General features: G+C 60.1%; 18 protein-coding genes. 10 read left to right on the top strand and 8 right to left on the bottom strand.

All coding sequences use genetic code 11. The features are described 5' to 3' along the window. Positions 1-549: 549 nt before the first annotated feature. The 7 genes from F0169_RS26315 (at position 550) to F0169_RS26285 (ending at position 7644) form a co-directional block, all read left to right on the top strand. Positions 550-1476 (top strand): glutamate/aspartate ABC transporter substrate-binding protein, encoded by a 927-nt coding sequence (locus F0169_RS26315; RefSeq protein ID WP_152748049.1) that lies wholly within the window; start codon positions 550-552, stop codon positions 1474-1476. 194 nt (positions 1477-1670) lie between these two features. Further along, a complete protein-coding gene (locus F0169_RS26310) occupies positions 1671-2417 on the top strand; it encodes an amino acid ABC transporter permease (RefSeq protein ID WP_058412711.1) in 747 nt (248 codons plus the stop codon). Further along, the gene (locus tag F0169_RS26305) at positions 2417-3088 is read left to right on the top strand and encodes an amino acid ABC transporter permease (protein WP_058412712.1); all 672 of its coding nucleotides are present in this window, start codon (positions 2417-2419) and stop codon (positions 3086-3088) included. Before F0169_RS26310 ends, F0169_RS26305 begins: the two co-directional genes overlap by 1 nt. Beyond that, positions 3085-3819, top strand: a complete 735-nt coding sequence (locus tag F0169_RS26300; protein WP_058412713.1) for an amino acid ABC transporter ATP-binding protein — start codon at positions 3085-3087, stop codon at positions 3817-3819. The genes F0169_RS26305 and F0169_RS26300 overlap by 4 nt, the downstream gene beginning before the upstream one ends. Positions 3820-4058: 239 nt before the next feature. After that, positions 4059-5960, top strand: a complete 1902-nt coding sequence (aauS, locus tag F0169_RS26295; protein ID WP_152748048.1) for a two-component sensor histidine kinase AauS — start codon at positions 4059-4061, stop codon at positions 5958-5960. Continuing rightward, complete coding sequence (gene aauR, locus F0169_RS26290) at positions 5957-7306, top strand: two-component response regulator AauR (protein ID WP_058412715.1); 1350 nt, start codon at positions 5957-5959, stop codon at positions 7304-7306. Before aauS ends, aauR begins: the two co-directional genes overlap by 4 nt. Further along, on the top strand, positions 7306-7644 hold the full coding sequence (locus F0169_RS26285) for a GlpM family protein (RefSeq protein WP_152748047.1): 339 nt from the start codon (positions 7306-7308) through the stop codon (positions 7642-7644). Before aauR ends, F0169_RS26285 begins: the two co-directional genes overlap by 1 nt. Positions 7645-7716: 72 nt before the next feature. On the opposite strand, the gene F0169_RS26280 is transcribed toward F0169_RS26285, so the two are convergent. The 6 genes from F0169_RS26280 to F0169_RS26255 are packed head-to-tail and all read right to left on the bottom strand — an operon-like array spanning position 7717 to position 14982. After that, positions 7717-9114, bottom strand: a complete 1398-nt coding sequence (locus tag F0169_RS26280) for a sigma-54-dependent transcriptional regulator (RefSeq protein ID WP_122249383.1) — start codon at positions 9112-9114, stop codon at positions 7717-7719. Then, positions 9104-10882 carry a sensor histidine kinase gene (locus tag F0169_RS26275; protein WP_152748046.1) on the bottom strand — a complete coding sequence of 593 codons (1779 nt, stop codon included), beginning with the start codon at positions 10880-10882 and terminating at the stop codon, positions 9104-9106. Before F0169_RS26275 ends, F0169_RS26280 begins: the two co-directional genes overlap by 11 nt. Beyond that, positions 10882-12006, bottom strand: coding sequence for a GNAT family N-acetyltransferase (locus F0169_RS26270; RefSeq protein ID WP_172979565.1), 1125 nt, complete (start codon positions 12004-12006; stop codon positions 10882-10884). The genes F0169_RS26275 and F0169_RS26270 overlap by 1 nt, the downstream gene beginning before the upstream one ends. Before the next feature lie 9 nt (positions 12007-12015). Beyond that, entirely contained in the window at positions 12016-12897 is an 882-nt protein-coding gene (locus tag F0169_RS26265) for an alpha/beta hydrolase (protein WP_058412720.1), read from the bottom strand. Then, a complete protein-coding gene (locus F0169_RS26260; RefSeq protein WP_058412721.1) occupies positions 12894-14288 on the bottom strand; it encodes an aspartate aminotransferase family protein in 1395 nt (464 codons plus the stop codon). Before F0169_RS26260 ends, F0169_RS26265 begins: the two co-directional genes overlap by 4 nt. Further along, positions 14281-14982, bottom strand: a complete 702-nt coding sequence (locus F0169_RS26255; RefSeq protein WP_058412722.1) for an MtnX-like HAD-IB family phosphatase — start codon at positions 14980-14982, stop codon at positions 14281-14283. Before F0169_RS26255 ends, F0169_RS26260 begins: the two co-directional genes overlap by 8 nt. Positions 14983-15223: 241 nt before the next feature. On the opposite strand from F0169_RS26255, the gene F0169_RS26250 reads away from it, so the two are divergent. After that, on the top strand, positions 15224-15994 hold the full coding sequence (locus tag F0169_RS26250) for a MipA/OmpV family protein (RefSeq protein WP_152748045.1): 771 nt from the start codon (positions 15224-15226) through the stop codon (positions 15992-15994). Between the two features lie 43 nt (positions 15995-16037). Here F0169_RS26250 and F0169_RS26245 read toward each other — a convergent pair whose 3' ends face one another. Beyond that, complete coding sequence (locus tag F0169_RS26245) at positions 16038-16691, bottom strand: DsbA family oxidoreductase (protein ID WP_152748044.1); 654 nt, start codon at positions 16689-16691, stop codon at positions 16038-16040. A 79-nt stretch (positions 16692-16770) separates the two neighbouring features. Further along, positions 16771-17790, bottom strand: coding sequence for an alpha/beta fold hydrolase (locus tag F0169_RS26240; protein WP_058412725.1), 1020 nt, complete (start codon positions 17788-17790; stop codon positions 16771-16773). A 182-nt stretch (positions 17791-17972) separates the two neighbouring features. Here F0169_RS26240 and metR point away from each other — a divergent pair, with 182 nt between their 5' ends. After that, positions 17973-18890 carry a transcriptional regulator MetR gene (metR, locus tag F0169_RS26235; RefSeq protein ID WP_058412726.1) on the top strand — a complete coding sequence of 306 codons (918 nt, stop codon included), beginning with the start codon at positions 17973-17975 and terminating at the stop codon, positions 18888-18890. A 43-nt stretch (positions 18891-18933) separates the two neighbouring features. Continuing rightward, the coding region (locus F0169_RS27580) for a hypothetical protein (protein ID WP_206670188.1) at positions 18934-19179 on the top strand (246 nt) is incomplete at its 3' end.

Genomic DNA, 19179 nt, shown 5'->3' with positions numbered 1-19179 from the left:
TGCTCCCGATGGCGGCGGGTCAGTCAATTCATGTAATCAGCTGTAAAACTGCTATCGGGAGCAAGCACCCTCCCACAAAAAGCACAAGCAGATCTGCTGTGTATGCAAGCCGCCTTTGATCTGCTTCAACCACTCAGGTCAGCTTTCAGGCCGCCATGCTTTTGCTTTTGACCTGAGAAGCGCCCCGTTAAACCACGATGGCCGAACCACTGCGAGGCACCGAGTGGTGCGCTACAGCGCCACATCAAAGATGCAGTGGGCCCTCCCACATTTGTATGTGTATACATCTGGCACATGGCCATTCGGTTTTCCGAACACTACCCATCGCTCTATTCGGTTTGCCGGACCGAACCATCAAACACTCCCCGCAATAAAAAATTAATCTCGCTTTAAATCAACAACTTAACCTTAACGCCCGGGTCTGGCACGACTCATGCTCTACACTTCCTGACGATTGCTCAAGGCGCCTCAGGAGCCGTCTAGGGCATTCGTTGCACAAGAGAGCCGCCAACCGGCTTCATAAAAAAAATAAATGTCGAGGAAGTATTGATGCGCATCGTTCCCCATATCCTGGGCGCAGCTATCGCTGCTGCTCTGATCAGCACTCCAGTTTTCGCCGCCGAACTCACCGGCACACTGAAGAAAATCAACGACTCCGGCACCATCACTCTCGCTCACCGCGACAGCTCCATTCCGTTTTCGTATATCGCGGATGGTTCGGGCAAACCCGTGGGCTACTCCCACGACATTCAGTTGGCAATCGTTGAAGCCCTGAAAAAAGACCTGAACAAGCCCGACCTGAAAGCCAAGTACAACCTGGTCACCTCGCAAACGCGTATTCCGCTGATCCAGAACGGCACTGCCGACCTTGAGTGCGGCTCCACCACCAACAACGCCGAACGCGCCCAGCAGGTCGACTTCACCACCAACATCTTCGAAATCGGCACCCGCTTGCTGGTCAAGAAAGACAAGGATGGCAAGCCGTCCTACGTCGACTTTGCTGACCTGAAAGGCAAAAATGTGGTGACCACCGCTGGCACCACGTCCGAGCGCATCATCAAAGCGATGAACGCCGACAAGCAGATGGGCATGAACGTCATCTCCGCCAAAGACCACGGCGAGTCCTTCCAGATGCTCGAAAGCGGCCGCGCCGTTGCCTTCATGATGGATGACGCGCTGCTGGCCGGTGAAGAAGCCAAGGCCAAGAAGCCGGACGACTGGGTCATCACCGGTACGCCGCAGTCCTTTGAAGCCTACGCGTGCATGGTTCGTAAAGACGACCCAGCGTTCAAAAAGGCCGTGGATGACGCCATCGCAGGCCTCTACAAATCCGGCGAGATCAACAAGATCTACAGCAAGTGGTTCGAAAGCCCGATTCCACCTAAAGGCCTGAACCTGAACTTCCCGATGAGTGACAAGGTTAAGGAGCTGATCGCTAACCCAAGCGACAAGCCGGCGCCTGACGTAAAAATCTGACACCTGATCCAACCTGATCGCCTGAGGGGGCCAACGTTCCCTCAGGCGTTTGTGACTACCTGCTGGCTTTATTGTGGAACACTCGACCTGGCGGTTTTCGAGCCGATCGCGTGTGCCTGACGTTCACCGTCGGGCGGGAAAGGATCTCCCCAAGCGGGTGCTTGTACATCGATCGATTTCGAGGGGAGACCCTAATGAATTACAACTGGGACTGGGGCGTATTCTTCAAGTCCACTGGCGTTGGCAGCGAGACCTATCTCGACTGGTACATCGCCGGCCTGGGCTGGACCATCGCCATCGCGGTGGTGGCGTGGATTATCGCCTTGCTGCTGGGCTCCATTCTGGGGGTCATGCGCACCGTGCCAAACCGCCTCGTAGCGGGCATCGCGACTTGCTACGTAGAGCTGTTCCGTAACGTGCCGCTGCTGGTTCAGCTGTTTATCTGGTACTTCCTGATACCCGACCTGCTGCCGCAAAACCTGCAGGACTGGTACAAACAAGACCTCAACCCGACCACGTCGGCCTACCTGAGCGTTGTGGTGTGTTTGGGCCTGTTCACCGCCGCGCGCGTCTGTGAGCAAGTGCGTACCGGCATTCAAGCGCTGCCTCGCGGTCAAGAGTCCGCCGCGCGCGCCATGGGCTTCAAGCTGCCGCAGGTCTACTGGAACGTGCTGCTGCCGCAGGCCTATCGCATCATCATTCCGCCGCTTACCTCGGAATTTCTCAACGTGTTCAAGAACTCCTCCGTGGCGTCCTTGATCGGCTTGATGGAACTGCTGGCGCAAACCAAACAGACCGCCGAGTTCTCGGCCAACCTGTTCGAAGCCTTCACCCTGGCCACGTTGATCTACTTCACCCTGAACATGAGCCTGATGTTGCTGATGCGCGTGGTCGAGAAAAAAGTCGCCGTGCCCGGCCTGATCTCTGTGGGGGGTAAATAATGGAACTTGATTTCAGCGGTATCATTCCCGCCATCCCGGGCCTGTGGAACGGCATGGTCATGACCTTGCAGTTGATGGTCATGGGCGTGGTCGGCGGCATCGCGTTGGGTACGATCCTCGCGCTGATGCGCCTGTCGTCGAACAAACTGCTGTCACGCGTGGCCGGCGCCTATGTGAACTACTTCCGCTCGATCCCGCTACTGCTGGTGATCACCTGGTTCTACCTGGCGGTGCCGTTCGTGTTGCGCTGGATCACCGGCGAAGACACCCCGATCGGTGCGTTCGCGTCCTGCGTCGTGGCCTTCATGATGTTCGAAGCCGCGTACTTCTGTGAAATCGTGCGGGCTGGCGTGCAGTCGATTCCCAAGGGCCAGATGGGCGCAGCACAAGCGATGGGCATGACGTATGGCCAGACCATGCGCCTGATCATTCTGCCGCAGGCGTTCCGCAAGATGACCCCGTTGCTGCTGCAACAGTCGATCATCCTGTTTCAGGACACCTCGCTGGTCTACACCGTGGGCCTGGTGGACTTCCTCAACTCCGCCCGCTCCAACGGCGACATCATCGGCCGCTCGAATGAGTTCCTGATCTTTGCCGGTGTCGTCTACTTCATCATCAGCTTTTCCGCCTCGCTGCTGGTCAAGCGTCTGCAAAAAAGGTTTGCCGTATGATCTCTATCAAGAACATCAACAAGTGGTATGGCGACTTCCAGGTGCTGACCGATTGCAGCACCGAGGTTAAAAAAGGCGAAGTGATCGTGGTGTGCGGGCCTTCCGGCTCGGGCAAATCCACCCTGATCAAGTGCGTCAACGCACTGGAACCGTTCCAGAAAGGCGACGTGGTAGTGGATGGCACCTCCATCGCCGACCCGAAGACCAACCTGCCGAAACTGCGCTCACGCGTGGGCATGGTGTTCCAGCACTTCGAGTTGTTCCCGCACCTGACCATCACCGAAAACCTGACCATCGCACAGATCAAGGTGCTGGGTCGCAGCAAGGAAGAGGCCACCAAAAAGGGCCTGCAACTGCTTGAGCGCGTCGGCCTCTCGGCACACGCCCACAAGCACCCGGGCCAGTTGTCTGGCGGCCAGCAACAACGCGTAGCGATTGCCCGCGCATTGGCCATGGACCCGATTGTGATGCTGTTCGACGAACCGACCTCGGCGCTGGACCCGGAAATGGTCAACGAAGTGCTCGACGTGATGGTGCAACTGGCCCACGAAGGCATGACCATGATGTGCGTGACCCACGAAATGGGCTTCGCGCGCAAAGTGGCCGACCGCGTGATTTTCATGGACGCCGGCAAGATCATCGAAGACTGCCCGAAAGAAGAGTTCTTCGGCGACATCAGCGCCCGCTCCGAACGCGCGCAGCAATTTCTCGATAAGATCCTGCAGCACTAAGCCAATGCTGCAGGCACCGGGCCTGTGTGGGGGCGGGCTATGTGGGAGCGGGCTTGCTCGCGATGGCGGTGGTTCAGCCAATGAATCTTTTGACTGACACACCGCTATCGCGAGCAAGCCCGCTCCCACACAAGCCCGCTCCCACAAAAACCTATTCCCATAGACGCCAGCTACCACAAATAGCTTGCCCCCATTGGAACGCTCAGGCTGGCAGCGCTGGTTGACCCAAGGCATCTGTGATGAAATGCGACCCCAACCTCTATCGCGCCGCACCGCCATCACTTGCCGTGAAGCCTCGTCTGATTCGCCAGTTGTTTCTGCCGCCGCTGATCATCGCCCTGATGGTCGGCCTGGGTTATATCGGCTTTTGCATCAGTGATTACTACGGCATCCGCACCCTCAGTGACAACGGCGAACGCCAGTTGGAACTGCACGCCCGCACCGTCGAAAGCGAACTCGGCAAATACACCTACTTGCCCAGCCTGCTTGAATTGGAGTCCAGCGTTTCCAAACTGCTGGCCGACCCCAACCAGGAAACCCGGCAGACGGTTAACGATTACCTCGAAGGCCTGAACCGACGCAGTCGCAGTCGGGCTATCTATGTCATGGACACCACCGGCCGCGTGCTGGCCACCAGTAACTGGCGCGATGCCGACAGTTATCAAGGCGAAGACCTGTCCTTTCGTGCCTATTTCCAAAAAGCCGTACGCGGCCAGCCCGGGCGTTTTTACGGCATCGGCAGTACCAACGGCGAACCCGGCTATTACCTGGCCCACGGCCTGGAAGAACACGGCAAGATCATCGGCGTCGCCGTGGTCAAAGTGCGCCTTGAAGCCCTCGAAGAACGTTGGCAACGCGCACGCCTGGAAGCGTTCGTGAGCGACGAGAACGGCATCATCATCCTCTCCAGCGACCCGGCGCGTCGGCTCAAGGCTGTGCACCCGTTGAGCGCCGAGACCAAGGAACGCCTGGCCCACAGCCTGCAATATTATTGGGCGACACTTAACGAGCTGGAGCCGCTGGCCCGCGAGCGCCTGAATGCAGGCACCGAAAAACTGACCTTCCCCGCCAACAGTGAAGTGGTGGCAGACGAAAAGGCCGTGAGCTATTTGGCCCAGAGCCGGCCACTGAATGACACACCGTGGAACTTCACCCTGCTGACGCCGCTCAATGACCTGCGCCAAGCCGCAATCAACCAAGGCATTCTGGTGGCTGTCGCGTTTGGCCTGGTCGCCTTTTTGCTGATCGCCTGGAACGAGCGGCGCAAGGTCATCGCCACACGCCTTGCCGCGCGGGAAGCCTTGCAGGAAGCCAACAGCCAGTTGGAACGCCGGATTGCCGAACGCACCGCCGACCTGCGCGCCAGCAACGAACAGCTCAAGGGCCAGATCCGCGAACGACGGCAGGCCGAAGAAACCCTGCGCCGCGCCCAGGACGAGCTGGTGCAGGCAGGCAAACTCGCCGCCATCGGCCAGATGTCGACCAGCATCGCGCATGAGTTGAACCAGCCGCTGGCGGCGCTGCGTACCCTGTCGGGCAACGCCGTGCGGTTCCTTGAGCGCGGCGCGCTGGATACCGCCAGCGCCAACCTCAAAACCATCAACGAACTGATCGACCGCATGGGCCGTATTACCGCCAGCCTGCGCTCGTTCGCCCGGCGCGGTGACGACCAGGGCGAAGCCAGCCTTGGCAAAGCCGTGGAGGCCGCGTTCCAGGTACTTGGCCCACGTTTGGACGGCCTGCCATTGAGCGTGCATCGCAACTTCCCCAACGCCCACTTGCAGATCGACCAGACGCGCCTGGAGCAGATTCTGGTCAACCTGATCGGCAACGCCCTCGACGCGATGCAGGCGCAACCGGCGCCGCAACTGTGGCTGGACGGCCACAGCGCCGAGGGCAAATACCGCCTGCACGTGCGCGACAACGGCCACGGCATCGCCCCCGAGGCACGCAAACACTTATTCGAACCGTTCTTCACCACCAAACCCGGCGAACAAGGCCTGGGGTTGGGCCTGACCCTTTCCGCCAGCCTCGCGGCGGCCACCGGCGGCAACCTCGCCGTGGAACACCCGGCCAGTGGCGGTACGGCCTTTGTCTTGTGCCTGCCATTGGTGGGCACTCAAAAAGCTGAGTCGACATGAATACAGACACTACAGCCTCTACCGACGACCTCACCGTGCTGATCGTCGAAGACGACCCGCATGTGCTGCTCGGCTGCCAACAAGCGCTGGCGCTGGAAGACATTCCCAGCGTGGGCGTGGGCAGTGCCGAAGAGGCACTCACGCGTATCGGCGAAAACTTTGCGGGCATCGTGATCAGCGATATTCGCCTGCCGGGCATCGATGGCCTGGAGCTGTTGACGCGCCTTAAAGCCTTGGACAAAAGCTTGCCGGTGGTGCTGATCACCGGGCATGGCGACATCTCGATGGCGGTCGGCGCCATGCGCAACGGCGCCTATGACTTCATGGAAAAGCCCTTCTCGCCCGAGCGCCTGGTCGACGTCGCTCGCCGCGCCCTGGAGCAACGCGGGCTGGCGCGGGAAGTCTGGTCACTGCGTCGCCGACTCGCCGAGCGCGACTCGCTTGAGGGCCGCATCATCGGCCGCTCGCCGGCCATGCAAAACCTGCGCGAACTGATCGCCAACGTCGCCGACACCTCGGCCAACGTGCTGATTGAAGGCGAGACCGGCACCGGCAAGGAACTGGTCGCGCGCTGCCTGCATGATTTCAGCCGCCGCCATTCCCACCAGTTCGTCGCCCTGAACTGCGGCGGTTTGCCGGAAAACCTGTTTGAAAGCGAGATTTTCGGCCACGAAGCCAATGCCTTTACCGGCGCCGGCAAACGTCGCATCGGCAAAATCGAGCACGCCCACCAAGGCACGCTGTTTCTCGATGAAGTGGAAAGCATGCCGATCAATCTGCAGATCAAATTGCTGCGGGTGTTACAGGAACGCACCCTTGAGCGCCTGGGTTCGAACCAGAGCGTGGCGGTGGATTGCCGGGTGATCGCCGCCACCAAATCCAACCTCGATGAACTGAGCCGCGCCAGCCAGTTTCGCAGCGACCTGTATTACCGCCTCAACGTGGTGACCCTGGAATTGCCGCCACTGCGCGAACGCCGTGAAGACATCCTGCAGTTGTTCGAACACTTCCTGCAGCAGTCGTCCTTGCGTTTCGACCGCAGCGTGCCCGAGTTGGACAACCAAACAGTGTCGATGCTGATGAGCCACGACTGGCCCGGCAACGTGCGTGAACTGCGCAACGTCGCCGAACGTTTTGCCTTGGGCTTGCCGGTCTTCAAAAAAACCGGCAACGGCAGCAGCAACCATGGCCTGGCCTTTACCGAGGCGGTCGAAGCCTTCGAGCGCAACCTGCTCAACGACGCCCTGCAACGCAGCGGCGGCAACCTGACGCAGGCCAGCCAGGAATTGGGAATGGCCAAGACCACCCTGTTCGACAAGGTCAAGAAATATGGGTTGAGCCACTGATGGATCTGTTCTTGAAGGCCGCCATCGGTGCGGCAGTGGTATTGGTGCTGGCGGCGCTGGCCAAGACTAAAAACTACTACATCGCAGGCCTGGTGCCGCTGTTTCCGACCTTTGCGTTGATTGCGCACTACATCGTCGGCAAGGGCCGCTCGGTGGAGGATTTGAAGACCACCATCGTGTTCGGAATGTGGTCGATCATTCCGTATTTTGTGTATCTGGCGACGCTGTACGTGATGGTCGACCGGATGCGCCTTGAGGCGTCGCTGGCGGTTGCAGCAGTGGCCTGGTTGATGGCGGCCACGGTGCTGGTGAGTGTGTGGGTGCGCCTGCACAGCTGACCCACCCCAAGCCAAAGGTGGGAGGGGGCTTGCTCCCGATGGCAGTGGGCCAGGCAACTAGCGTGGGAACGATCAGCGGATGATTTTTTCTACCTGAATGCCCAACTTCTTCAACCGATACCAAAAACTGCGCTCGGAAATACCGATCTTCGACGCCGCCGCAGCCTGCACGCCGTTGCTCTCGTTCAACGCGGCCAGAATGTAGGTTTTCTCAACCTCCGCCAACGCTGCATCCAGGTCAGCTGGCACACTCGGGTTGTCACCCAACAACGCCGCAGCGCCACCCTCGGCAGGCCTGGAGGCAAACAGATAGGCCGGCAAATCGATGTCTTCAATCACCGGCTTTGCCGCCACAATCGTCGCGCGCTCCACACAGTTTTGCAGTTCGCGAATATTCCCCGGCCAGCCGTAAGCCGCCATCGCCTGCAATGCCTCGGGGCTAAACCCGGTAATGCGTTTACCCGCAGTGGCACTCAGCGTCTGGGCGAAGTGGCGGGCCAGCGGCGCAATATCCTCCGCGCGCTCGCGCAGCGCCGGCAGTTCAATCGGAAACACATTCAGGCGGTAATACAAATCTTCGCGAAACTCTTTGTTGGCCACCGCGTCCAGCAGGTTTTTATGCGTGGCCGCGATCACCCGTACATCCACCTTGCGCTCGCGCGGGTCGCCCACCGGCTCAATCACCCGTTCCTGCAACGCGCGCAAAATTTTGGCCTGCAACGCCAGCGGCATATCGCCCACTTCATCCAAAAACAACGTGCCTTTGTCGGCCTGCATAAAGCGCCCTACCCGGTCTGCCACGGCGCCGGTAAAGGCGCCCTTGCGATGGCCGAACATCTCGCTTTCCAGCAAGCCTTCCGGGATCGCCGCGCAGTTGACCGCCACAAACGGCTGGTCGGCACGGTTACCGTGCTTGTGAATAGCGCGGGCGACCATTTCCTTGCCCGTGCCGCTTTCGCCGGTCAGCAAGATGGTCGCGTTGCTGTCGCGTACCGAGTCGATGGCCTGCAGCACCCGACGGAACGCCGGGCTGTCGCCCACCAGGCTGTCGAATTGCGCATGCTGGTCAAGCTCGGCACGCAGGCGCACGTTGTCGCGCAGGATGTCGCGAAATTGCAGGGCCTTGGCCACGGTGATGTCCAGCTCGTCGATGTCGAACGGCTTGGCGATGTAGTCATAGGCGCCGTTGCGCATCGACTGCACGGCGTTTTTCACCGTGCTGTAGGCGGTCATCACGATCACCGGCACCTGCGGAAAGCGCGCTTTGATCTCGGCCAACAGCGCCGGCCCGTCCATGCCGGGCATGCGCCAGTCGCTGATCACCAGGTCGATGTCTTCCTGCTCCAACACCTTGAGCGCGTGCAGGCCGTTGCTCGCGGTAAACACCTGAATGCCGTTCTGGCTCAGGGCTGACGACAGCAAGTCACAGAGTTTGGGCTCGTCGTCGACTACCAATACGTTATGCGTCATGACCTTCCTCATCGTCGCCGTCGTCTTCACCCTGCGCCGGAATGTACAGGCTGAAGGTGGCGCCGGCATCTTTCTCACTGGCGCATTCGATGCTGCCGTCGTGACTTTCCATGATCGAATAGACTTTAGCCAGGCCTAAGCCTGTGCCCAAGGCCTTGGTGGTGACAAAGGGTGTAAAGATACGCTCCAGCATGTCCGCCGGTATGCCTTGGCCGGTGTCGGCGATGCTGATCAGCGTGTTGCTGCCCACGCTGCGAATGCCCAAGGTCAGGCGCCCGCCGTCGGGCATTGCATCGATGGCGTTGAGAATCAGGTTCAGACACGCTTGCTTCAACTGCTTGGCATCCGCATAGATCGTCGCACCGGGCGCCTGGTCGTCGATGTGCGCATCAATGTTATGGGTGGCCAGCTCGGGGCCGCAGAAGCCGAGAATTTCTTCTACCACCGGGCGCGCCGGCTGCAACACGCGCAGCGGCGAATTGGGTTTGGCAAAGTCAAGAAACTCGGTGATCAGGTCGTTGATGCGGCTGACTTCGCTGATCACATATTCCAAGTGGCGCTTGTCGGTTTCTGCCAGGTCGGCACGACGGTGCAACAGTTGGGTCGCGGTTTTGATAATGCCCAGCGGGTTGCGAATTTCGTGGGCCAGGCCCATGGCAACTTCGCCCAGCGCGTGCAGGCGATCGCGGCGGCGCAACTGGGCTTCGAGGTGGTGCAACTCGCCCAGACGCTCGGTCATGTGGTTGAACGTGCTGCTCAGTTGCGCCAGTTCATCGCCGCCACTGACCAACACGCGGTGCTCATAATTGCCCGAGATCACCGCGTCCACGCCTTGCGACAAGTCACGCAGCGGCTTGGTCAGGCGCCGTGATACCAGCACACCGGCGCCCAGCGACAACGCCGAGCTGAGCAAAAAAATCAGCACGAACAGGTTGCTCTGGTTGACCAACCCCACGAGGCTGGTATGGCGCAACAAGCCGCTGAAAATCACCCCTTGCAGCTCGCCTGCGTCATTGAAAATCGGCCAATACAAACCGCTGTAATTGCTGGTGAACTGCTCACTCGGCTGCTTGGTGCTGCGCATGGCCGTCTCAACATCCTTGGGGATACGCGACGGGTGGTTTTCGAAGCGCTGGGTCGAGAATATTTCGTTAAAGCCCGCAGGGTTGGCCAGGTATAAGCGCAGGTCGAGGGAGTGCACATCGGCCACGCTGGTGAGAAAACTGCTGTCCAGGTACGTGGCGACCAACAGCAGGTAATCCACGCCCTCTTGGGTGGTTTCGAACGTCGAGACCACCAGGCCCGTGGTCACACCGGCCACTTCCACCGTCTGCAGCACCGCATTACTGGTCACGCTGATCTGTTTGACAATATCGTCGGGCGCCGTGCTGAACACCACCTTGTGGTCACTGACGCGAATCAGCGCGACCACATCAATGTCGGTCGCATCGGCGATGTCAGCCGTAAGCCGGTCGTGCCTGGCGGCTTGCTTGGTGGTGGGCGGGCTGGTGTAACGCAGGAACAGCTTGGCCATGCGCGCGTTGTCATGAAGGATGTCGCCGATTTCGTCCTTGACGATTTTGGTCGACTCTTGCAGCCAGATACGCACGTTGCTGTCGAAAATCTGCGACAGCGTGGTCGCCGCCAACTCGGCCGCAATCATGGTCGGAATCACGCTGACCAGCCAGAACGCCAACACCAGCTTGCGCTGGACGCTCCAGCGCGAAATGGCAAAAGGGCGGGCTTTTGGACGGGGCTTGTTGATCATCAGGTTTCGCTTATCGCAGCAGCCATGGCAGGGTCGGAACGATCCGGTCGGAGGTACATTTTCACCAGTTTGAGCACGCCGTTGACCAGCCAATTGCGGTGGCGGAAGAACATGCTGTTGCCGCTAAACTCGCAGCCCAGGCGCAGTTTACTGGCGTAACCGGCCTGACCGCACTCGTACACGGGAATAGTGTGCGCAATACAGTAGCCTACATTGGTTAGCCAACTGCGAAAGTACAGGTTGTACTCGCGACTGAACTCACTGTCATGCGCAAAAACCTTGTCGACCAAGCGGTGCTGGTCCAGCAGGATCAGGTTAAACGCCACCAGCCGCTCGTCCGCCCAATACAGCGCACACACGGCGCGCGCTTCAAGCCGCTCAAGAATGCCGGTGAAGTAAGCGGCCGGCAGGCGTTCGAACTGCACGTCCGAGCGGCTCAGGGTGTCAGCGTAAAGACGCATCACCTCAGGCAGCACGTCATCAATGTTGCGCCGCCACTCTACCCGCGGGCCTGGCGCACGCATTTTGCGGCGCAGTTCCTTGCGGGCCGCCTTGCACAGTGACCCCAGGTAAGCGTCGACCGAGCCAAAGGGCACCGCGAGCGAACCGCTGGGCAAGCTTGGCATGCGCTGAAACCCGGCCGCGCGGCAGATGGCCGCCCACTGCGAATCTTGCGTCGGCACGTCCTTGACCGCCACCAGGCCGATGGCCAGTTCGCTGGCGTCCTGGCGCGCCGCCTTGAGCAAACGCTTGATCATCAACGGGCGTCGCGCCTCGGGCACGCGACTGGCCACGCCTGCGTCGCAACGCTCGGCGACGGGCGAGCCGATGGCATACAACTGCAAGCGTAAAACACCCGGCCACAGTCGCTCCAGGCGCTCGGTAAAGCGCTTGCCGACACCCGACACCGTGGTGTCGAGGCGATAGTGGGTGATAAACGCCGGCGCAACCGCCACCAGCGTGCCGGCTTCGTAAACCGCCAGGTAACGCCATTTGAAATCATCGATGGCCGCGTTTTCCACGGCCAGGTAAAAATCCCAATCCTCCAGGGCTCCGGGAAAACAGTCGTTCCAGGCACTGCGCTGGATGGCCCGGATAGTCGAGAAGGCTTGGGCGGTGATCACGTAGCGTCCTTAGGCTAATGCCCGCTGTCGATAGTCTTCTGCAACCTGGATAACAGCGGCATGCTGTTCGATAAACTCAGCGCTCAACTCGATGACCCGGCGGTATTGCAGGTCGACGGTGATCATGTGGTAGCAGTTGTCCAACAGGATCTTGGTCACCGGCCCGCCAAGGTGGCGCTCCACGTAATCGGCGTTCCAGCGGCTGGTAATGTCGTCCTCGATGGAGTGCAACACCAACGCAGGGACGTTGATTGAAGGCATGCGTTTCTTGACCTCGGCGTTCATCCAATGCAACTCGCGCACCGTTACGCCTTCCATCGTCAACAAGCCCGCTGCGCTGCTCTCGCCTTCTTTCATTTGCCGCTCGACGATCGCGCGCAGGCGCTCGTTCTTGATGCCGTAGGGCGGTTTCTCGGTAAAACGAAAGAGCTTTACGCCAAAGGGAATGCGGATCAGCAAGGGCGTGATGAACGCCATTTTGTTGATGCTCCAGCCGTCGTACTTAAGCGTGGTGGAATACATCAACAAGCCTGCGACCTGGCCCGGATGCTCCGAGGCCAGGTACATCGACATCACCGCGCCCATCGACAAGCCACCGACAAACACTTGCGCGTGGCGTTGCTTGACCTGCACGAAGGTCTTGCGCACGCCGGCGTACCAGTCCAGCCAGCCGGTGGCCTGCAAGTCACTGTTGTCGCCGCAGTGCCCGGCCAGGGTCGGCACATACACCGTGCAGTTACCCGCCTTGGCCAAGCCCTTGGCGACTTGCCGCAATTCCGTCGGCGTGCCGGTGAGGCCGTGAATCAACACGACCCCGACCGGACCGTCACCGAGAACGAAGCCGGCATCACCTTCACCCAGGTCGATTTCGACGTCGTTGGCCGCCTTCACCGTTTAGTCGCTCGCACCAGCAACTGCTCAAGCAGCTTCAGGCCCAGTTCGATTTCCGGGTAGCTGATTTCCAGCGACGGCGCCAGGGTGATCACGTTCTTGTAGTAGCCGCCCACGTCGAGGATCAGCCCGAGTTTGCGCCCGTCTACTACCATGTCGCCCTTCATGCCTTCCTCGACCATGTAGTCCAGGGTGGCCTTGTCCGGGGTGAAGCCGTCCGGCCCGCAGATTTCGCAGCGCAGGGCCAGGCCCAGGCCGTCGACGTCGCCGATGATCGGGAAGCGCTTCTGCAGGTCTTGCAGGCCTTCGAGGAAGAATTTGCCCTTGGCCATGACCATCGCGCCGTAGTCGACTTCGCTGGTCATCTTGAACATTTCCAGGCCTACCGCCGTACCCAATGGGTTGGAGGCGAAGGTGGAGTGCGTCGAGCCTGGCGGGAAGATCTTCGGGTTGATCAACTCTTCACGCGCCCAGATGCCGCCCAGTGGGTTCAGGCCGTTGGTCAGCGCCTTGCCGAAAACGATGATGTCCGGCTGCACGTCGAAGTGCTCGATCGACCACAGCTTGCCGGTGCGGTAGAAGCCCATCTGGATTTCGTCGGAGACCATCAAGATGCCGTGCTGGTCGAGCACCTGCTTGAGCTCGCGGTAAAAATTCAACGGCGGAATCACGTAGCCGCCGGTGCCCTGGATCGGCTCAACGTAGAACGCTGCGTATTCGCTGGTGCCGACTTTCGGGTCCCAAACGCCGTTGTATTCTGTCTCGAACAGGCGCGCGAATTGCTGCACGCAGTGGCTGCCGTATTCTTCTTTGGTCATGCCTTTAGGGCCGCGGAAGTGGTACGGGAATGGAATGAATTGCGCGCGCTCGCCGAAGTGGCCATAGCGGCGACGGTAGCGGTAGCTCGACGTGATCGACGAGGCGCCGAGCGTGCGGCCGTGGTAGCCGCCTTCGAAGGCGAACATCAGGCTCTTGCCGTTGGTGGCGTTACGCACAACCTTGAGCGAGTCTTCGATCGACTGCGACCCGCCGACGTTGAAATGCACACGCCCGTCGAGGCCGAATTTTTTCTTGGCGTCGACCGCGATCATTTCCGACAGCTCGATCTTGCCTTTGTGCAGGTACTGGCTGGCAATTTGCGGCAGCGTGTCGATCTGCTGTTTCAGCGCGTTGTTCAGGCGCGGGTTGGCGTAGCCAAAGTTAACCGCCGAGTACCACATTTGCAGGTCGAGGTAGGCCTGGTCTTCGGTGTCCCACACGTAGGAGCCTTCACAACGGCTGAAAATACGCGGTGGCTCAATGTAGTGAACGGTGTCGCCGTACGAGCAGTACTTGGCTTCTTTATCCAGAAGAATCTGGTCTTCGGCGGTGGCGATACGGGTATCAGACATGGTGGAAGATTTCCTGGTTGTCAGCAGCAGTAAAGGTGTTTGCGTTGGCGGCGATGCCCTGAGGCAGTCGGGCCAGCAGCGCGGGCACTTCGGCGAAGGTGTCGAAGCGCGCGTGGGCAATGTTGTTGGCTTCGCAATAGGTGGCGAGGCTGCCTTTGGCGAAGACGAAGTCGGCGGTGGAGGCCACGCACATGTCGGACTTGCCGTCGCCGATCACCAGCACGCGCTTGTTGCGCGGGGTGGATTTGCACTTGCAGTTGCCGGAAGCCGCGCGGCAGGCATCGCTGGCATACGGGAAGTCGATGCGCCAGCTGTTCTGGTCGACCTGGCGCAGGCGGTTGGCGAGGATCGGCAGCAAGGTCACGTAGTTGCGCGACAAGATCCGCGCGATGCCTTGCTCGATGCCGTCGCTGACCACCTCGATGGTCGCGCCCAGGCCCATGACGTGGTCGACGAAATCCGGAAAGTCCGGGTCGATCTCGACGCTGTCAAAGTACGCCAGCAGTTCAGCCGGGGTGGCCTTGATCAGCGCCAGTTGGCGGCTCAGGCATTCGCGTGAACCGATATGCCCGTCCAGCCATTCCTGTTCGATGGTTTCCCACTCGGGGCTGGCGAAGCGTTGGAGGACGTTGTCGATGACATCGGTGGGGGTGATGGTCCCGTCGAAATCACACACGATATGCCACTGGATCATTGCCTTTCCTTGAGTTGGAGGGCTTGTAGAAAAACGCGCTCTGTGCGCTTGCAAAAGGGATATAGCAGGCATTGTGCCAACTGGCGAAAGCCCAGCGGGGCTGGGCTTTTGGCGGATTCACGAGGTGATTTGTGTCGGCGGAGCTACAATTTTTGTAGCCTGCTACAAACAAGATGAGTGCTTGCGCGAGGGGCGCTCTTCGCGCGTGAATGCGCGCTTGTTCAGATAAGGAAACCGCGCCATGTTCAAGGTCACTTCGGCTGTATTCACCGTCTTACTGGGGGTTTGGGGCTTTCCCGGCACGGTATTGGCTGACGGCATTACGGGTGAAGTCGGCGCGGGCTTCACTTATCAACCGCACGACCCCACCGGCAGCCGCTACGAAACACGGCCGATTCCCTACTTCGATCTGGACTGGGGCAATGTCAGCCTCGGCACTGACGACGGCCTGACCTGGAGCGCACTCACTACCCACGGCGTCAGCGCCGGGCCTTATATCAATTACCTGCCGGGCCGCACGGCGAATGGCTCGCTGCGCGGTTTGCGCGACGTGTCGGACATGGCCGAAATGGGCGGTTTTATTCAGTACGCCCCCGCCGACTTCTGGCGCGTGTACGCGCAAGTCGGCCAAGCCGTGGGCGGCGGGCGTGATCAAAGTGGGGTGCTGGGTAAACTCGGCGGCGAGTTGGGCTACCCGCTGGGTGGTGGCATTATCGGCAGCACCGGCCTGCTGGCGCGCTTTGCAGACGCGCGCCAGACGCAGACCTTTTTCGGGGTGGACGACAAGGAATCTGCGGCCTCAGGTATTCGCGCGTACAACGCCAGCGCAGGGTTCCAGAACCTCACGCTGACGCAGAGTTTCGAGTTCCCGCTGGCCAGCCACTGGTCGCTGTTGACCAGCGCCAGTTGGACGCACCTGGTCGGTTCTGCGGCTAACAGCAGCATCGTCAAACAGGTCGGCGAGGTGAACCAGGGCCAGGTGCAGACCGCGATCAGCTACAAATTTGACTGACCTGATGCTGCGCGTCACCTTGCAAGGAACGATCAGGGCAGGCTCAGCCCTTGGCTTCGCGGATGATCTGGCGAATCGCGCCGACAAACGCGTCGACCGGCTGACCACCACTGACCGCGTACTGGCCGTTAAACACGATAGTCGGCACCGACGTCACACCGCGCGAGACCCACAGTTGCTCCTCTTCGCGCACCTGAGCTGCATAGTCATCGCCCGCCAGAATCTCGGCCGCGCGCGTGCCGTCCAAGCCAACGCCTTGGGCGATGCTTACCAGCGTCGCAGCGTCGGACGGGTCCTGACCATCGCTGAAATACGCCGTGAACAGCGCTTCCTTGAGGTTGTACTGCAAGCCCTCAAGGCCCGCCCAATACAACAAGCGATGAGCATCGAAGGTGTTGTAAATACGGCTCTGGCCGTCGGTGCGAAAAGCAAAACCCAGCTCGGCGCCCATGTCACGGATACGCGCACGGTTAGCCTGTGATTCTTCGGCGCTGGAGCCGTATTTTTCAGTGATGTGCTCGACGATATTCTGCCCTTCGGCGGGCATGTTCGGGTTCAGTTCGAACGGTTGAAAATGAATCTCGGCCTGCACTTCGCTGCCGAGCTGGTCGAGCGCTTCGGTCAGGCCACGCAGGCCGATGATGCACCAAGGGCAGGACACGTCGCTGACAAAATCGATTTTCAGGGCAGTACTCATGGTGGGCAACCTCGCTGGCATTTCTGGTGGCGTTCTTGCTGACAGAGCCACGCCACAAAGGTTGCACCATACACCAACTTCACAGCACGTTCGAAGGCTCGCCCAAGTCAATCTGCGCCCAGTGCGCGGCATCTTCGCGATGGGCTTTCAGGTACGGCAACACGGCCGCCAGCAACGGCGCCTTGAACGCTTCCTGGAAACGATGGGCCAGGCCGGGAATCAGCTTTAATTGGCTGCCCTGAATATGCGCGGCCAGGTGCACGCCGTGCATCACCGGCAACAGCGGGTCGGCGGTACCGTGCACCACCAGGGTTGGCACGCGCAGTTGGTTAAGCAACGGTACGCGGCTGGGCTCGGCGAGAATCGCCATGATCTGGCGCTTCACCCCTTCCGGGTTGAACGCGCGGTCGTAGGACAGCGCCGCCTGATGCAGCAACGCCTGGCGATCATCTTTCACGTTCGGGCTGCCCAAGGCGGCCAGCAGGTCGGCTTGTTGTTCCAGCGCTACCTCACGATTCGGCGCGCCGCGCCGCGCCAACAGTTGCAGCAGCGCAGCCTTCGGCGCCGGCAGGCCTTCGGCGCCGGAGCTGGTCATGATCAGCGTCAAGCTCTCGACCCGCTGCGGCGCCATGGCCGCCATATGCTGGGCGATCATGCCGCCCATGCTCGCGCCCAACACGTGGAATTGCCGAACCTGCAAGGCATCCATCAAGCCCAGCGCATCATCCGCCATGTCGGTCAGCGTGTACGGCGCCGACACCGGCAGGCCGAGCTTGTAGCGCAGCACTTCAAAGGTCAGGTTGGCGTTCGCAGGCACTTGGCGCCAGGTCGACAAGCCGACGTCACGGTTGTCGTAGCGGATCACCCGAAAGCCTTGTTCACAGAGGGCAACCACCACTTCATCCGGCCAGTGGATCAACTGGCCGCCCAGGCCCATTACCAGCAGCAAGGCCGGGTCGGACGCACGGCCGATGCTCTGGTAGGCGATGCTCACCTTATCCAGGTCGACGGTTTGAGTCGGGACATTCACATCACATCGAGACGCCGCAAAAGACGGCAGGCCGAACAATAAAGCGGCCAGTAACAGCAACACACGCATGGAAAACACCGAAACGCAGAACCCCAGTAGAGCGCGAGTCTGATGAAGTTTGTTCAAGCGCGCTGCCACAGTTGTGTGACAGTTTAATGAAGTGTGCCCAGCGGTCGTGATCGACAGTGTTAGCAACATGAGACAAACTCACGCCATCCGAACTTGTCACAAATTGCTTTCATGGAGAGCCCGTGCTCGAAATACGCCACCTCAAGACCCTGCACGCGCTGCGCGAAGCCGACAGCCTGGTGGAAGCCGCCGAACGCCTGCACCTGACGCAATCGGCGCTGTCCCACCAGTTTAAGGAACTCGAAGAACGCCTCGGCATGCAGTTGTTCGTGCGTAAAACCAAGCCGCTGCGCTTTACCAGCGCCGGCCTGCGCCTGCTGCAACTGGCCGACGCCACGTTGCCGTTGCTGCGCGGCGCCGAGCGTGACATCGCGCGCTTGGCGGGCGGCACCGCCGGGCGTTTACACATGGCCATCGAATGCCATAGCTGCTTTCAGTGGCTGATGCCGACCATCGACCAGTTTCGCGATGCCTGGCCGGAGGTCGAGCTGGACCTGGCGTCCGGTTTCGCTTTTGCGCCATTGCCGGCATTGGCGCGTGGCGATCTGGACTTGGTGGTGACGTCCGACCCGCAAGAACTGCCCGGTATCACCTATGTGCCGCTGTTTACCTACGAGGCCATGTTGGCGGTGGCCAACCAGCATGCGTTGGCGAACAAGTCGTATATCGTGCCCGAAGACTTGCTTACCGAAACCTTGATCACTTACCCGGTGGAGCGCGACCGCCTGGATATTTTCACGCGTTTTCTGGAGCCCGCCGACGTGGAACCGGCGCAGGTGCGCACGTCGGAACTGACGGTGATGATGATGCAACTGGTGGCCAGCGGGCGCGGTGTGTGCGGTATGCCGCATTGGGCGCTGCATGAATACAGCTCGCGTGGGTATGTGAAGGCCAAGCGTTTGGGCGAGAAGGGCTTGTTTGCGACGCTGTACGCGGGCATTCGTGCCGACATGCTGGACGCGCCGTACATGCGTGATTTTTTGCTGACGGCGAAGGACACCTCATTTTCGACACTGGATGGGGTAAGCGCGGTGCGCTGAGGAAGAACCCCAAGCCGCACGGGATCAACCTGTGGGAGCGGGCTTGCTCGCGATTGCGGTGTGTCAGTTGAAAAATATTTATCTGACACACCGCTATCGGGAGCAAGCCCCCTCCCACAGTTTGGTCTTCATCAATCTTGGGATTTGTGTTCGCCCAAATAAAAAAGTGCTGATGCAGAAGGGGCTCAGCCAGCTGCAGAAACATCTGACTGGGCACTGTCCCTGTGGGAGGGGTTTGGTCTTCATCAGTCTTGGCATTTGTGTTTACCCAAATAAAAAAGTGCTGATG

The sequence above is a fragment of the Pseudomonas kitaguniensis genome (assembly GCF_009296165.1).
GTDB classification, from domain to species: Bacteria; Pseudomonadota; Gammaproteobacteria; order Pseudomonadales; family Pseudomonadaceae; genus Aquipseudomonas; species Aquipseudomonas kitaguniensis.
Note: the sequence above shows the minus strand (reverse complement) of the source record. Positions and strands in the feature narration are given on the sequence as shown.

Coding starts and splice junctions, on each gene's coding strand:
- F0169_RS26250 (WP_152748045.1), top strand. CDS start 15,224: ATGTTCAAGGTCACTTCGGCTGTATTCACCGTCTTACTGGGGGTTTGG.
- F0169_RS26280 (WP_122249383.1), bottom strand. CDS start 9,114: ATGACGCATAACGTATTGGTAGTCGACGACGAGCCCAAACTCTGTGAC.
- F0169_RS26285 (WP_152748047.1), top strand. CDS start 7,306: ATGGATCTGTTCTTGAAGGCCGCCATCGGTGCGGCAGTGGTATTGGTG.
- F0169_RS26260 (WP_058412721.1), bottom strand. CDS start 14,288: ATGTCTGATACCCGTATCGCCACCGCCGAAGACCAGATTCTTCTGGAT.
- F0169_RS26300 (WP_058412713.1), top strand. CDS start 3,085: ATGATCTCTATCAAGAACATCAACAAGTGGTATGGCGACTTCCAGGTG.
- F0169_RS26275 (WP_152748046.1), bottom strand. CDS start 10,882: ATGATCAACAAGCCCCGTCCAAAAGCCCGCCCTTTTGCCATTTCGCGC.
- F0169_RS26245 (WP_152748044.1), bottom strand. CDS start 16,691: ATGAGTACTGCCCTGAAAATCGATTTTGTCAGCGACGTGTCCTGCCCT.
- F0169_RS26255 (WP_058412722.1), bottom strand. CDS start 14,982: ATGATCCAGTGGCATATCGTGTGTGATTTCGACGGGACCATCACCCCC.
- F0169_RS26240 (WP_058412725.1), bottom strand. CDS start 17,790: ATGCGTGTGTTGCTGTTACTGGCCGCTTTATTGTTCGGCCTGCCGTCT.
- F0169_RS26310 (WP_058412711.1), top strand. CDS start 1,671: ATGAATTACAACTGGGACTGGGGCGTATTCTTCAAGTCCACTGGCGTT.
- aauS (WP_152748048.1), top strand. CDS start 4,059: ATGAAATGCGACCCCAACCTCTATCGCGCCGCACCGCCATCACTTGCC.
- aauR (WP_058412715.1), top strand. CDS start 5,957: ATGAATACAGACACTACAGCCTCTACCGACGACCTCACCGTGCTGATC.
- F0169_RS26305 (WP_058412712.1), top strand. CDS start 2,417: ATGGAACTTGATTTCAGCGGTATCATTCCCGCCATCCCGGGCCTGTGG.
- F0169_RS26315 (WP_152748049.1), top strand. CDS start 550: ATGCGCATCGTTCCCCATATCCTGGGCGCAGCTATCGCTGCTGCTCTG.